The following is a 14613-nucleotide window of genomic DNA, read 5'->3' as shown; positions in this document are numbered from 1 at the left end:
AGGCGCCCGTTGCATGTCAGGAGCAGGGTCATGCAGGAACGCAGTTCCGGGTACTTCCCGCATATCGACGGCCTGCGCGCGATCGCGGTACTGGCCGTCATCCTCTACCACCTCAAGGCCAGCTGGCTGCCGGGTGGCTTCACCGGCGTGGACGTGTTCTTCGTCATTTCCGGCTTCGTGGTCAGTGCCTCGGTGGATCGCCTGCCGGCGGTTGGCGGCTGGGCCGGGCTGGCGCGCTTCTATGCACGGCGCATGCGCCGCATCGCCCCGGCACTGGTGGTCTGCCTGCTGGTGACGGCGATGCTCAGCGCGCTGCTGATTCCCGAATCCTGGCTCAGCGAGACCAGCGACAAGACCGGTCGCATGGCCTTCGTCGGGTTGAGCAACTGGGTGCTGGCCAGCACCGGCAACGATTACTTCTCGCCGCGCACCGAGTTCAATCCATACACGCACACCTGGTCGCTCGGTGTCGAAGAGCAGTTCTACCTGCTGTTCCCGCTGCTGTTCCTGGCCTGGGCCAAGGGTCCGCGCGGACGCTGGCTGTCGCTGGGGCTGTTTGCTGCAGCGACCGTGGCATCGCTGCTGTATGCGGTGTTCCGCGCACGCCAGGGCGGTCATGAAATCGATGCCTTCTACCTGACCACCACGCGCTTCTGGCAGCTTGGCGCCGGCGTGCTGCTGTTCCAGGTGCTGTCGCTGAGCGGCAGGTTCGCGCCGGCACCCCTTGCGCCGCGCGGCTTCAGCTGGCGCTCGCCGTTGCTGCTGCTGAGCGTGGTGGTGCTGGGCCATGGGCTGTGGTCCGCGCGACCGGGGCATTCACCCTGGGTCGACGGCTTGTGGCCGGTGCTGGGCACGCTGGGCCTGCTCGGTCTGCTGCAGCGTTCGCCGGGGGGCTGGGTAGGGCGCGCGTTGGCGAGCAAGCCGATGGTGACCGTCGGGCGCCTGTCCTATTCGCTGTACCTCTGGCACTGGCCAGTGTTCGTGCTGTTCCGCTGGACGGTGGGCCTGGAAACCGTGGGCACCGGCGTCGCCGCGCTGTTGTGTGTGGTGCTGCTGTCGTGGTTGTCGTGGCGCTGGGTGGAGCAACCGCTCCGGCACGGCGCGCGCTGGCGCATGGGCAACGCACGCTGGGTTGCAGCGGGGCTGGGTGTGCTGGTGCTGGGGGCCGGGCTGCAGTCTGCGCTGGTCAAGACCCAACAGTACACCTCGCTCAGCGTGGTCAGCCGTGCCCCGCTGGACTGGTACCCCTATGCCAAGGGGTTGAAGAAGGAAATCCCCGACTGCCGTGTGCGGGTGAACAACGTGCCGGTGCTGGGCGGGCAGGCCCGTCTTTACGAGCGCGGCGACTGTCCCGGACGCACGGCATCCACCCGCCAGCTGTTCGTTGCAGGCGACTCGCATGCACTGGCGTATCACGAGACGCTGCAGCGTTTGGCTGTGCTCGATGGCGCGCCGATCCGGCTGTACAGCAGCGGCGGCTGCGCGCTGGTCGGGCTGCGTGCCTGGCAGGGGCCCAACCCTGCCTGCGAGGCCTATGCGCGCAACGTGCTGGAGGATATCCAGGCACGCGCGCAGCCGGGCGATGTGGTCCTGCTGGCAGGGCTGCGTCTGCCACGCCTGTCCGAGCAGTACGCGCTGTTCGACGCTGACCAGGTACGTGCCGAACATCTGAGCGAGCGGGCCGCTGCGGGGCGCAAGGCCGAGATCGCGCACTGGATCGAGCAGCTCACGCCGCTGGCCGGACGTGGCGTGCACATCGTGCTGGAGGCGCCCAAGCCGGTGCTGCCGGCGCCACCGTACCGCTGCTCGGATGTGTTCAATCGGCACAACCCGATCTGCGCCAACGGCATGACCGTCGCGCGCAGCGAGATCGAGCAGCTGCGCGAGCCGGTGCTGGCCGGCCTGCAGCAGGTTGCCGCCGGTCTGCCAGGTGCATCCATCTGGGACCCGATGCCCTTGCTGTGCCCCGGCGAGCAATGCCTGCCGACCCGGGAGGGCAAGCCGCTGTTCTTCGATGGTGACCATCTGAGCGGTTATGCCAACCGCCTGCTGCTGCCTTCGCTGCAGCAGGCGCTGCAACAACCGTGACGCCGGGCCATGCCCGGCGGCGTGATCATTCCGGATCGTAGTCCAGGTTCGATGCCAGCCAGCGTTCGGCCTGCGCCCGGTCCACGCCCTTGCGCCGGGCGTAATCGCCCACCTGTTCGCGGCTGAGACGGCCGACCACGAAGTACTGGCTCTGCGGATGGCTGAAGTAATAGCCGGAAACCGCCGCGGTCGGCAGCATCGCGAAGCTTTCGGTCAGTTCCATGCCGGCGTTGGCCTCGGCGCCGAGCAGATCGAACAGGCGTCGCTTCTCGCTGTGTTCCGGGCAGGCCGGATAGCCGGGGGCTGGGCGGATGCCGCGGTACTTCTCGTCGATCAGCGCTTCGTTGTCCAGCGTCTCGGCGTGGTCGTATCCCCAGAACTGCGTGCGCACCCGCTGGTGCAGGCGCTCGGCCAGTGCTTCGGCGAAGCGATCGGCCAGTGCTTTCAGCAGGATCGCGTTGTAATCGTCGTGGTCTGCCTCGAAGCGGGCCACATGGGCGTCGATGCCGATGCCCGCGGTGACGGCGAACGCTCCGATCCAGTCCTGCCTGCCGCTGTCGGCCGGGGCAATGAAATCGGCCAGGCAGAAGTCCGGGCGTTCGGCCGGCTTGTCCACCTGCTGGCGCAGGAAATGCAGAGTGGTTTCGCCGTCCGGGTGGTGCACGCGCACGTCGTCACCAACGCTGTTGGCTGGCCACAGGCCGAATACGGCCCTGGCCTGCAGCCATTTCTCGCCGACGATGCGATCAAGCATCGCGCGGGCATCCTTGTACAGGTCGCTGGCCTGCGCGCCGACGATCTCGTCGGTGAGGATGGCCGGATACTTGCCGGCCAGCTCCCATGCCTGGAAGAACGGCGTCCAGTCGATGTAGGGCACCAGTTCGGCCAGCGGGTAATCATCCAGCACATGCAGGCCGGGCTGGTTCGGCGTCGGCGGCGTGTACCCCTCCCAGTCGCCCTGGAACTTCTGTCCGCGTGCATGTTCAAGCGACACCAGCCGCTTGGCGTCACCACGGTTGCGATGGCGCGTGCGGATCTCGGCGTAGTCGGCTTCGTTGGCGGCAACGAAGGCCGCGCGCAGCTCGCGCGAGATCAGCGACTGCGCCACGCCTACCGCGCGCGAGGCATCCTTCACCCATACCGTCGGCGCCTTGTAATGCGGGTCGATCTTCAGCGCGGTATGCGCGCGCGAGGTGGTCGCGCCGCCGATCATCAGCGGCAGGTCGAAGCCCTGCCGCTGCATTTCGCGTGCGACATGGCTCATTTCCTCCAGCGAGGGGGTGATCAGGCCGGACAGGCCGATGATGTCGGCCTGGTGCTCGCGTGCGGCATCGAGGATCTTCTGCGCCGGCACCATCACGCCCAGGTCGATCACTTCGAAGTTGTTGCAGGCCAGGACTACGCCCACGATGTTCTTGCCGATGTCGTGCACGTCGCCCTTGACCGTGGCCATGATGATCCGGCCGTTGCTGCGCGCGGTGTCACCACTGCGCGCTTTTTCAGCTTCGATGTAGGGCAGCAGGTAGGCCACGGCCTTCTTCATCACGCGTGCGGACTTGACCACCTGCGGCAGGAACATCTTGCCGGCACCGAACAGGTCGCCGACCACGTTCATGCCATCCATCAGCGGGCCTTCAATCACATCCAGCGGGCGGCTGGAGGCTTGCCGGGCCAGCTCGGTGTCTTCCTCCACCCAGGCATCCAGGCCATGCACCAGTGCATGTGCCAGACGCTGCGCGACCGGCTTTGTGCGCCAGGCGAGGTCTTCGGTCTTCGCTGCGCCCTTGCTGCCCTTGTAGCGCTCGGCGATCTCAAGCAGGCGCTCGGTGGCGTCACTGCGGCGGTTGAGGATCACATCCTCCACGCGCTCGCGCAGATCCGGCTCCAGTTCGTCATAGATCGGCATGGCGCCGGCGTTGACGATGCCCATGTCCATGCCGGCAGCGATGGCGTGATACAGGAACACCGAATGGATGGCCTGGCGTACCGTTTCGTTGCCACGGAACGAGAATGAAACGTTGGAAACGCCGCCGGATACATGGCAGTGCGGCAGCGTCTGCTTGATGATGCGCGTGGCTTCGATGAAGTCGACGGCGTAGTTGTCGTGTTCTTCGATGCCGGTGGCGACGGCGAAGATGTTCGGGTCGAAGATGATGTCCTGCGGCGGGAAGCCGATCTCGTCCACCAGCAGGCGGTAGGCGCGTGTGCAGATCTCGACCTTGCGTGCGCAGGTATCGGCCTGGCCGGTTTCGTCGAAGGCCATCACAACGGCGGCGGCACCGTAGCGCAGTACCTTGCGTGCGTGCTCGCGGAACAGGTCTTCGCCTTCCTTCAGCGAGATCGAGTTGACCACGCTCTTGCCCTGCAGGCATTTCAGGCCGGCTTCGATCACGCTCCACTTGGACGAATCGACCATCACCGGGATGCGCGCGATGTCCGGCTCGGACATGATCAGGTTGAGATAGCGGGTCATCGCCGCTTCCGAATCGATCAGGCCCTCGTCCATGTTGACGTCGAGGATCTGTGCGCCGCTGGCCACCTGCTGGCGCGCGACCTCCACCGCTTCTTCGTAGCGGCCTTCCTTGATGAGCTTGCGGAACTGCGCGCTGCCGGTGACGTTGGTGCGTTCGCCAACGTTGACGAACAGCAGGTCCGGGGTGATGACCAGCGGTTCCAGGCCGGACAGGCGGGTGTAGGCTGGCGCGCTCATGCGGCGCGTTCCCGGGCGAGGGGCAATGCGCGCGGCGCGAGCCCGGCCACCGCCGTGGCAATGGCGCGGATATGGTCGGGGGTGGAACCGCAGCAGCCACCCACCAGGTTCAACAGTCCATCTTCGGCGAAGCCGCGCAGGGTGGCGGCCATCTCCTCGGGTGTCTCGTCGTACTCGCCGAATGCATTGGGCAGGCCGGCATTGGGGTGTGCGCTCACGTAGCAGTCCGACACCTGCGACAGGGTTTCCACATGCGGGCGCATGGCGTCGGCACCCAGCGCGCAGTTGAGTCCGATCGACAACGGCCGCGCGTGCGCCAGTGATGCCTGGAAGGCTTCGGCGGTCTGCCCGGACAGGGTGCGGCCGGAGGCATCGGTGATGGTGCCGGAAATCATGATCGGCAGCCGCGCGCCGCGCGCGTCGAAGGCTTCTTCAATGGCATACAGCGCAGCCTTTGCATTGAGCGTGTCGAAGATGGTCTCGACCATGATCGTGTCGGCACCGCCGTCGATCAGGCCGTCGATGGCTTCGCGATAGGTGCCGCGCAGTTCGTCGAAACTGGTATTGCGGAAACCCGGATCGTTCACGTCCGGACTGATCGACGCGGTGCGGCTGGTCGGGCCCAGCACGCCGATGACAAAGCGTGGCTTGCCGGGCGTGGTTGCCGCCACCGCATCGCAGCAGGCGCGCGCCACCGCAGCGCCGGCCTTGTTCAATTCATACACCAGGTGCTCGAGGTGATAGTCGGCCTGGCTGACCGAGGTGGCATTGAAGGTATTGGTCTCCACCAGGTCGGCGCCGGCTTCCAGGTAGGCGGTGTGGATGTCGGCGATGACCTGCGGCCGGGTCAGCAGCAGCAGATCGTTGTTGCCCTTCAGGTCGTGTCCCTCCGGCGCGGCGTGGTCGCAACCTGGGCCGTGGGCGTGATCGTAGCCGCCGGCGAAGCGCTCGCCGCGGTAATCGTCTTCCTGCAGGCCGTGGCGCTGGATCATCGTGCCCATCGCGCCGTCGATGATCAGGATGCGGTCACGCAGGGCAGTGAGCAGCGATTCCACGCGTTGCGGGTGCAGCCAGGGCAGGGCGGGCATGACGACCTCAGGGCTTGTTGGCGATCAGCGAGATCACTTCGAAATGCGGCGGGCGCTTCTCGCGGGTGACCGTTTCCAGGCTGGACACCTGCAGACCGGCCTTGTCGACGAACTTCTTCAGCTCCTTGTCGCTGAAGCCAAGGTTGACGTGGCCGTAGGCATCGACAGCGGCCTTGTGCTCGTGGCGGGCCAGGCTGCACAGCAGCAGGCGACCGCCCGGGCGCAGCACCCGCGCCGCTTCGGTAACGGCCTGAGCGGGTTTGCTGGCGTAGGTGAGTGCATGCATCAGCACCACCAGGTCGAAGCTGCGGTCCTTGAAGGGCAGGGCATGCATGTCGCCTTCGCGCACTTCCACGTTGGGCAGGCGGCGCAGGCGCTCGCTGGCGGCGGCCACCACGCGTGCGCTGGTATCGATGCAGATGTAACGCTTGGCATGCGGGGCAACCAGTTCGGCCAGCACGCCGTCACCGGAGGCGATATCCAGCACGTCGCCGGTTTCCAGCAGCGGCAGCGCAGTGCGCGCCAGTGCTTCCCAGGTACGGCCCGGCGAATAGTGGCGCTCCATGTCACCGGCCACGCTGTCGGCCCAGTTCTGGTCGGCGGCGCGGTGGGCCAGTACCGAGGCGACCCGTTCAGCGTCCTGCCGCAACAACGGGTCGTCGCTTCCATTGCTCAGGGCATGCCACAATGCACGCTGCGCCGGGTCCAGCTGGGCCTCGTCGAAGCGGTAATAGGCCGACACGCCCGCACGGCGGTCGCGCACCAGGCCGGCTTCTTTCAGGCGTGCCAGATGGGTTGACACCCGTGGCTGTGCCAGCCGGGTGATGGCCGACAGCTCGGCCACGGTCAGCTCTTCCTGCTCCAGCAGCGCCAGCAGGCGCACGCGGGTGGCATCGGCGAACACCTTCAGGCGGGTCGACCAGTCTTCCAGATCCATAAATATCTACCTATCGCGATATAGAGATATATTCGCCGAACCTGCCTGTTCCGGTCAAGTCGAAGTGCCTCCCGATTCAGCCGCCGATGCCTGTCCCCGTTACAATCGGCGCACCTGGGCGCGCTGTGCGCGGCCCATATCATCATGTCCCCGGGAGGGTGTTGTGGATTTCAGCTTTACCGAAGAGCAGTTGATGCTGCAGGACGTTGCACGCCGCATCGCGCAGGAAAAGATCGCCCCGAGCGCAGAACACCATGACCGCACCGGCGAGTTCCCGCTGGAGAACATCCGCCTGCTGGGCGAGAACGGTCTGATGGGCATCGAAGTGCCGGCCGAATACGGTGGCGCGGGCATGGACCCGATCGCGTACGTGCTGGCGATGGTGGAGGTCGCCGCCGGTGATGCTGCGCACTCGACCATCATGTCGGTCAACAACTCGCTGTTCTGCAACGGCATCCTGACCCACGGCAGCGAAACGCAGAAGCAGAAGTACGTGCGCGCCATTGCCGAGGGCGAGGCCATCGGTGCCTTCGCGCTGACCGAGCCGCAGTCCGGTTCGGATGCCACGGCGATGCGTTGCCGTGCGGTCAAGCAGGCCGACGGCAGCTTCGTCATCAACGGCAAGAAGAGCTGGATCACCTCCGGCCCGGTGGCCAAGTACATCGTGCTGTTCGCGATGACCGACCCGGACAAGGGTGCGCGTGGCATCACCGCATTCATGATCGACACCGACAAGGCCGGTTTCGGCCGTGGCAAGACCGAGCCGAAGCTGGGCATCCGCGCATCCGCCACCTGCGAGATCGAATTCAACGACTACCTGGCGCAGGCCGAGGACGTGCTGGGCCAGGAAGGCGAGGGCTTCAAGATCGCCATGGGCGTGCTCGACGCCGGTCGCATCGGTATTGCTTCGCAGGCCATCGGCATCGCGCGTGCCGCCTATGAAGCGACGATCGCGTACGTGAAGGACCGCAAGGCCTTCGGTGCTGCCATCGGCACCTTCCAGATGACCCAGGCCAAGATCGCCGACATGAAGTGCAAGCTGGATGCAGCGCTGCTGCTGACCCTGCGCGCGGCATGGGTGAAGGGCGAGGGCAAGCGTTTCAGCAACGAGGCCGCCATCGCCAAGCTGACCGCCTCGGAAGCGGCGATGTGGATCACCCACCAGGCCGTGCAGATCCACGGTGGCATGGGCTATTCCAAGGAAATGCCGCTGGAGCGCTACTTCCGTGATGCCAAGATCACCGAGATCTACGAAGGTACTTCGGAGATCCAGCGGTTGGTGATCGCCCGCAACGAGACCGGGCTGCGTTGAGTTCGATCTGCCGCGCCGCCGCAAGGGCGGCGCGGCCGTAGATCCACGCCATGCGTGGATGGGCCTCAAAAGTGTGTCAGCGCGGTACCTGGCAATGCAGGGTCCGCCCGTTCCATCGGCAGATGGGGCCCAGCGGTGCCAGGCCGGGGTTGATTTCGATCCCCACACCGTACAGGTGCGCGGCATCGAGCCAGCTTTGATATCCGTCATCACTGCTGAACTGATACCCGCCCGAGTATCCCTGGCCGGTGTCCTGGTGTGAGGCTGCGCCGTCGGGAATGCGGTTGCCATCGGCGTCGACGCTTTCGCCTGACACGTATCGGGCCCGGTCAACCGAATCCGGGCTGATGACCAGCCTGGTACTGGAGCCATCCCGCCACGTAATCACGTAGGTCACCGTATCCACGCCGAACAACTTGCTGACCCAGCTGAGAACCACCGACGAAATGGTCGTAGCGAGCGAGTTCCATGCTGCGTGCTGGCTCGTGGCACCGCTGAAGGCGCGGTCGATTTCAAGCTCCAGCCGGGTGCGATGGTTTGCCGAAGTTACGACGTCGTAGGCGTTCAGCCCCTTGAGCCCTTCAGGGAAGGTGATGCCGTTGGCCCACTGGGGATCGTCCGGGTGAACCGGGACCACCGTGCCCCGCCCGAACGCCTGCGGCACGAACTGTGTCCCTGATCCGAGGCGGCCGTGGGGCAGTGCAAGGACACGGTTGAACATGGCCGTGACCTCTGGCGGCACCGCTGTGGGGACGGCCCGGTAGCGACGCAGTTCCCGGTCATACTCCACGTTGTAGGCATTGAGACGACGCTGATCGGGATCGACCACCACCGTCAGTCCAATGCCGGACTGGATCGCGGCGGATCGTGGATCCGCGCAGTTGCTGCAAGGTACTACGCCGCCTGCATGCGCCGTCGATTGCAGGGTGATGGCTGCAGCAAGGAGGGCGCCTGCAGTGAACAGTCGGATGATGGTGGAAGGCAGCATGGGTACTCCTTGGTCATTCCGTTGAGGGAGTGACTGGAATATCGCTCTATTCTGAGCCGAACTGCGACGCGTCTCTCAGCTCATGCATATCCGTCGAAGTGCGCCAGACGCTGTCGGCAGCTACGCCATCGCAATGGTTGAATGCGACCTGGGCAATCTGAACGATTGCGTTCGTTGCTTCGGCGGGGGCAAGTGCGACAGTGTTTCCGGCAGCCGGAAACCAAAAAAGCCCCGGATCGCTCCGGGGCTTTTTCATTTCAGCAACTCACCATCGGATCAACGATCCGGGCGGTGTGCGGTCTCGGCATCACGCTGGCGGCCGAGGAATTCCTTCGACGGTTCGTCCAGCTTGTCACCCAGCATGCGCCGCACGACCACGAAGAACACCGGGATCATCAGCAGGCCGAGCAGGGTGGCAAACAGCATGCCGCCGATCACGCCGGTGCCGATGGCGTGGCGGGAGTTGGCGCCGGCGCCGGTGGAGATCGCCATCGGAATGACGCCCATGATGAACGCGAAGGATGTCATCAGGATCGGGCGGAACCGCAGGCGCGCCGCTTCGATGGTGGCATCGCGCAGGGTCTTGCCCGCCGCACGCTGCTCCACGGCGAACTCCACGATCAGGATCGCGTTCTTCGCTGCCAGGCCGATCACCGTGATCAGGCCGATCTTGAAGAACAGATCGTTCGGCAGCCCACGCATCATCGACAGCGCCAGTGCACCCAGCACGCCCAGCGGCACCACCAGCAGCACTGCCACCGGGATCGACCAGCTTTCATACAGCGCGGCCAGGCACAGGAACACCACCACGATGGACAGCACCAGCAGCAGGGTCGCAGCGTTGCCGGCCAGGATTTCCTGGTAGGACAGGCCGGACCAGTCATAGCCGAAGCCTGCTGGCAGATCGTCGTTGACGATGCCCTCCATGGTCTGCATCGCTTCACCCGAGCTGGTGCCCGGGGCCTGCGAGCCGACGATGTTGATCGCCGAGTAGCCGTTGTAACGGCTCAGCGACGGCGGTGCGGACACCCACTCGGACTTGACCACCGTGTTCAACGGGATCATCGCGTTGGTGCCATCGGCGTTGGTGGTCAGGCTGGACGGGCTGTAGAAGCTCTTCAGCGATTCCTGGCCGGTGCGGTACGGACCATCGGCCTGCATGGTCACCCGCTTGATGCGGCCTTCGTAGAAGAAGTCGTTGACGTACACCGGGGCCAGCATCAGCTGGATGGTGCTGTACACGTCCGACACCGACATGCCCATCGACTGTGCCTGCACCCGGTCCACGTGCAGCTGCAGCTGCGGCGCGTTTTCCAGGCCGTTCGGGCGTACGCCGACCAGGTGGTCCGGCTTCTGCGCGGCCTGGCCGAGCAGGATGTTGCGGGCCTGGGTCAGCTGTTCATAGCCGGCACCGCTGCGGTCCTGCAGCCACATGTCGAAACCACCGAACTGGCCAAGGCCCTGCACGGTGGGCAGGTTGACCACGAAGATCTGCGCTTCCTTGATGCCGTAGAAGGCGCCGTTCATGTTCTGGATGAACTCCGGAGCAGTGAACTTGCGCTCTTCCCAGGGCTTCAGGCGGATGAAGCCCATGCCCACGTTTTCGCCGGAACCGACGAAGCTGAAGCCGGCCACCTGCAGCATGCCTTCATAGCCGTCCTGCTTTTCCAGGATGCCACGCATCTGCGCGAACGCTTCGTTGGTCTGGCTCTTGGTCGAGCCCGGCGGCAACTGCACGATCGCCAGCGCGTAACCCTGGTCTTCTTCGGGAAGGAAGCTGCCCGGCATGCGGGTGAACAGGAAGCCGCACAGTGCGGTCAGCACCACGAACAGGATCATCCAGCGCGGAGCATGACGCACCGCCGAGGTGATGTGGCCCACATAGGTGTGGCTGATCTTGTCGTAGTACTTGTTGAAGGTGCGGTAGATGATGTTCGGGTTGTCGTTGTGCGTCGGCTTCAGGAACGTCGCGCAAAGCGCCGGGGTGAAGCCCAGTGCCAGGAACGCCGAGAACGCCATCGAGATGGCGATGGTCAACGCGAACTGCTTGTAGATCTCACCCGCCGCACCGCCCTGCAGGGCCGAGGGAATGAACACCGCCGCCAGCACCACGGTGATGGCCACCACCGCGCCGGTGATCTGGGTCATCGCCTTCTGCGTGGCCGGCTTCGGCGCCAGGCCTTCCTCGGTCATGATGCGCTCGACGTTCTCGATCACCACGATCGCGTCATCGACCACGATGCCGATCGCCAGCACCATCGCAAACAGGGTCAGCTGGTTGATCGTGAAGCCGATCATCCACATGCCCAGGAACGTACCGAGCAGGGCCACCGGGATGACCAGGGTCGGGATCAGGGTGGCGCGGAAGTTCTGCAGGAAGATCAGCATCACCAGGAACACCAGCAACACCGCTTCGAACAGGGTCTTGACCACTTCCTGGATCGAGATCTTGACGAAGGTGGTGCTGTCGTACGGCGAGAACCACGTTACGCCGGACGGGAAGCTGGGCTGCAGCTCGTCCATCTTGCCGCGCACCGCCTCGGCCACGTTCAGGGCGTTGGCGCCCGGCAGCAGCTGGATCGCGAAGGCGCCGGTCGGCTTGCCGTTGTACTGGGTATCGAAGCCGTAGTTGTTGGCGCCGAAGGCAACGCGGGCGATGTCTTTCAGCAGCACGCGCGAGCCGTCGGCATTGGCGCGCAGGATGATGTTCTCGAACTCCTGCGGCGAGCTGAAGCGGCCTTCGGCCGAGACCGTGGCGGTGAAGTGCTGGCCTTCCGGGGAAGGATCGGAGCCCAGCGCACCGGCAGCGAACTGCACGTTCTGCGCGCGCACCGCCGCCAGCACCTGGCTGGCCGACAGGCCGTAACCCTGCATCTTTTCCGGGTTGAGCCAGATGTTCATGGCGTACTCGGAACCGAACTGCTGGGTGCTGCCGACGCCGGGGATACGCGAGACCTGGTCGAGCACGCGCGAGCCGACGATGTCGTTCAGCGCGTCACGGTTGATGGTCGGCGTATCGGACTGCAGTGCCACCACCATCAGGAAGCCGGCGTTGGCCTTGGCCACCACCACACCCTGCTGGGTGACTTCCGATGGCAGTCGCGGCGTGGCCAGCGACACCTTGTTCTGCACCTGCACCTGGGCGATATCCGGATCAGTACCGGTCTCGAAGGTCAGGGTGATCGAGGCACGGCCGTTCGATGCGGACGAGGAGCTGAAGTACAGCAGGTGATCGATGCCGGTCAGCTGCTGCTCGATCACCTGGGTGACCGATTTCTCCGTGGTGTCCGCGCTCGCGCCCGGGTAGGTGGCCGAGACGGTCACCTGCGGCGGGGCGATGTTGGGATAGGACTCGACGCCCAGGTTGAGGATCGCGATCACGCCGCTGAGCGAGATCAGGATCGCAACCACCCAGGCGAAGACTGGATGTTCGATGAAAAATTTAGGCATGACGGAAGGTTCCCGTTACTGCTTGTTCGAGTCGGTGGCGGCCGGTTCGGCCTTGTCGGCCTGATCGGGCTTGGCCGGTTCGGCTGCGGGAGCGGCCGCCGGTGCGCCCGGGGCAGCGCCGGCAGCGGCAGGCTTGCCGCTGGCATCCTGGCCCGGGGTCCACGGCTTGGCCGTGGCCGGAGTGCCTTCCTTGACCTTCTGTACGCCGGCCACAACCACCTTGTCACCGGCGGCCAGACCCTCGCTGACCAGCCAGTTGCCGTTCTGCGCGCCATCGGTCTTGACGTTCTTGCGCACGACCTTGCCGTCGGCCCCGACCACCATCACGTAGCCGCCGGTGGTATCGCGCAGCAGGGCCTGCTGCGGCACCAGGTAGGCGTTGTTGCGCTCGCCCAGGTTGGCCTGGAAGCTGACGAAGGCACCCGGCAGCAGGATCTTCTGCGGGTTCGGCAGCACCGCACGCAGCGATACCGCGCCGGTGGCCGGGTCGACCGTGGTCGAGGAGAAGTCCAGGGTGCCCGGCTCGCTGTAGGTGCTGCCGTCGGCCAGCTTGACGTTGACCGTTGCCTTGCCATCGCCGGACAGGGCAAGCGTGCCCTTGGCCTGCTGCGCACGCAGCTGGGTCAGTTCGTCCACGCTCAGCGAGAAGTTCACGTACAGCGGATCGAGCTGGTCGACGGTGGTCAGCAGGGTCACGTCGCCCTGGCCGACCAGCGCGCCTTCGGTGACCTGCTGCTTGTTGGCTACGCCGCTGATCGGGGCGGTGACTTCGGTGTAACCCAGGCTGATGCGGCTGCTGGTGACCGAGGCTTCGGCCTGCTTGACCGCGGCCAGCGCGGTGCGCTCGGCCGATTCGGCGTTGTCCAGGTCGGACTTGGACACGAACTGCTGCGGCGCCAGCGAACGGGCACGGTCAGCGGCGACCTTGGCGTTGGCATAGGTGGCGCGGGCCGAGGCCAGCTGGGCCTCCGATGCGTTGAGCGTCGCACGCAGCGGCGCCGGGTCGATCAGGAACAGGGTCTGGCCCTGCTTGACCTCGCTGCCTTCCTGGTAGACGCGCTTGAGCAGGACGCCGGGCACGCGGGCGCGCACGTCGGCGCTGCGGAACGGCGACAGGCGGCCGACCAGCTCGCGCTGCAGCGGCAGGGTCTGCGGCTTGGCGTCGATCACGCCCACCTCCGGCGGTGGGGGCGTCGGCTGTTCCGGCTTCTTGCAGGCAGCTACGGCGACAGCAACGGCGCACGTCAAGGCAAGGATGCGGAGTGGGGCGGTCATCAGGAGGAACTCCGGGGTTGGTTTGAAGGCAAGGCCGGCGAGGGCTGTGGCGCGAACGCGCGCAGGAAGCCATCGACGGAGAACTCTGCCCAGCGCCGACGCAACGCTGCGTCATCACGATGGGGGGTATGGAAGCGCTGTTTGTCGAAATCCTGACCGGCGATCATGCTCAACAGCAGTTCGGCCATGAAGTGCGGGTCGTCATGCCGCAGCAGGCCGCGGTTGCAAACGGTTTCAATCCATTCAGCAAGATGAAGCGTCAACGCGCCAGCGCCATGCCGGTACAGCGTACGCGCCTCTTCAGGAAACTGTGCTGCATCGGCGGCAATCAGGCGACAGGCCTGGCCGACGTGGGGCTGGTTGAAATGCTCCAGGAAGTCGGTGGCGAACTGCAGCAGGCTGGCACGCAGGTCGTCACCGCGGAGTGCACGCAGCATCGCCCCGGTCGCCGTGCCGACATGGCGCTGCATGACCCGCCGCAGCAGGGCCTGCTTGTTGCCATAGCGCGAGTACAGGGTCTGCTTGGAGCAACCGGCCTGCTGGGCCACCGCATCCATGCTCATCTGCATGCCCTGTCGTGCGAGCAGCTCGCGCACGGCATCGAACACGCGCTCATCGCGCGCATCGAGGGCGACGGGAAGGTAGGCCGGATTCACGCGGTGGACTATACCGTCCAGTTCAGGATTGTGGAATCACGCCGATGTCGCCGCGTGTGTCTTCCGGTAACACGTTTTGCCGATCCTGTCGGTTGCGTTGCGCGGCTGC

The 14613-nt window shown here is 65.5% G+C and carries 9 protein-coding genes; 2 read left to right on the top strand and 7 right to left on the bottom strand.

Annotated features, from left to right (window positions below; translation table 11 throughout):
- Nucleotides 1-30 precede the first annotated feature (30 nt).
- Nucleotides 31-2088 carry an acyltransferase family protein gene (locus tag ACVOLJ_RS02080; RefSeq protein WP_481563330.1) on the top strand — a complete coding sequence of 686 codons (2058 nt, stop codon included), beginning with the start codon at nucleotides 31-33 and terminating at the stop codon, nucleotides 2086-2088.
- Between the two features lie 25 nt (nucleotides 2089-2113).
- Here the strand turns inward: ACVOLJ_RS02080 and metH are convergent, their stop codons facing one another.
- Genes metH through ACVOLJ_RS02065 form a run of 3 tightly spaced genes read right to left on the bottom strand, consistent with a single transcriptional unit; the run spans nucleotide 2114 to nucleotide 6823 of the window.
- On the bottom strand, nucleotides 2114-4798 hold the full coding sequence (metH, locus tag ACVOLJ_RS02075; RefSeq protein ID WP_481563329.1) for a methionine synthase: 2685 nt from the start codon (nucleotides 4796-4798) through the stop codon (nucleotides 2114-2116).
- Nucleotides 4795-5886: a homocysteine S-methyltransferase family protein gene (locus tag ACVOLJ_RS02070; RefSeq protein WP_481563328.1), complete on the bottom strand. Its 1092-nt coding sequence runs from the start codon at nucleotides 5884-5886 to the stop codon at nucleotides 4795-4797. The genes metH and ACVOLJ_RS02070 overlap by 4 nt, the downstream gene beginning before the upstream one ends.
- Nucleotides 5887-5893: 7 nt before the next feature.
- The gene (locus tag ACVOLJ_RS02065) at nucleotides 5894-6823 is read right to left on the bottom strand and encodes an ArsR/SmtB family transcription factor (protein WP_475280619.1); all 930 of its coding nucleotides are present in this window, start codon (nucleotides 6821-6823) and stop codon (nucleotides 5894-5896) included.
- A gap of 163 nt (nucleotides 6824-6986) precedes the next feature.
- Here ACVOLJ_RS02065 and ACVOLJ_RS02060 point away from each other — a divergent pair, with 163 nt between their 5' ends.
- Entirely contained in the window at nucleotides 6987-8135 is a 1149-nt protein-coding gene (locus ACVOLJ_RS02060) for an acyl-CoA dehydrogenase family protein (RefSeq protein WP_481563327.1), read from the top strand.
- Nucleotides 8136-8211: 76 nt separating this feature from the next.
- Here the strand turns inward: ACVOLJ_RS02060 and ACVOLJ_RS02055 are convergent, their stop codons facing one another.
- The 4 genes from ACVOLJ_RS02055 to ACVOLJ_RS02040 form a co-directional block, all read right to left on the bottom strand.
- On the bottom strand, nucleotides 8212-9123 hold the full coding sequence (locus ACVOLJ_RS02055) for a hypothetical protein (protein ID WP_481563326.1): 912 nt from the start codon (nucleotides 9121-9123) through the stop codon (nucleotides 8212-8214).
- A gap of 276 nt (nucleotides 9124-9399) precedes the next feature.
- Nucleotides 9400-12573 (bottom strand): multidrug efflux RND transporter permease subunit, encoded by a 3174-nt coding sequence (locus tag ACVOLJ_RS02050; protein ID WP_481563325.1) that lies wholly within the window; start codon nucleotides 12571-12573, stop codon nucleotides 9400-9402.
- Between the two features lie 15 nt (nucleotides 12574-12588).
- Nucleotides 12589-13848, bottom strand: coding sequence for an efflux RND transporter periplasmic adaptor subunit (locus ACVOLJ_RS02045; protein ID WP_475280615.1), 1260 nt, complete (start codon nucleotides 13846-13848; stop codon nucleotides 12589-12591).
- Complete coding sequence (locus ACVOLJ_RS02040; protein WP_475280614.1) at nucleotides 13848-14504, bottom strand: TetR/AcrR family transcriptional regulator; 657 nt, start codon at nucleotides 14502-14504, stop codon at nucleotides 13848-13850. Before ACVOLJ_RS02040 ends, ACVOLJ_RS02045 begins: the two co-directional genes overlap by 1 nt.
- Between the last annotated feature and the right edge of the window lie 109 nt (nucleotides 14505-14613).

This window comes from Stenotrophomonas sp. STEN046 (genome assembly GCF_056759755.1).
Note: the sequence above shows the minus strand (reverse complement) of the source record. Positions and strands in the feature narration are given on the sequence as shown.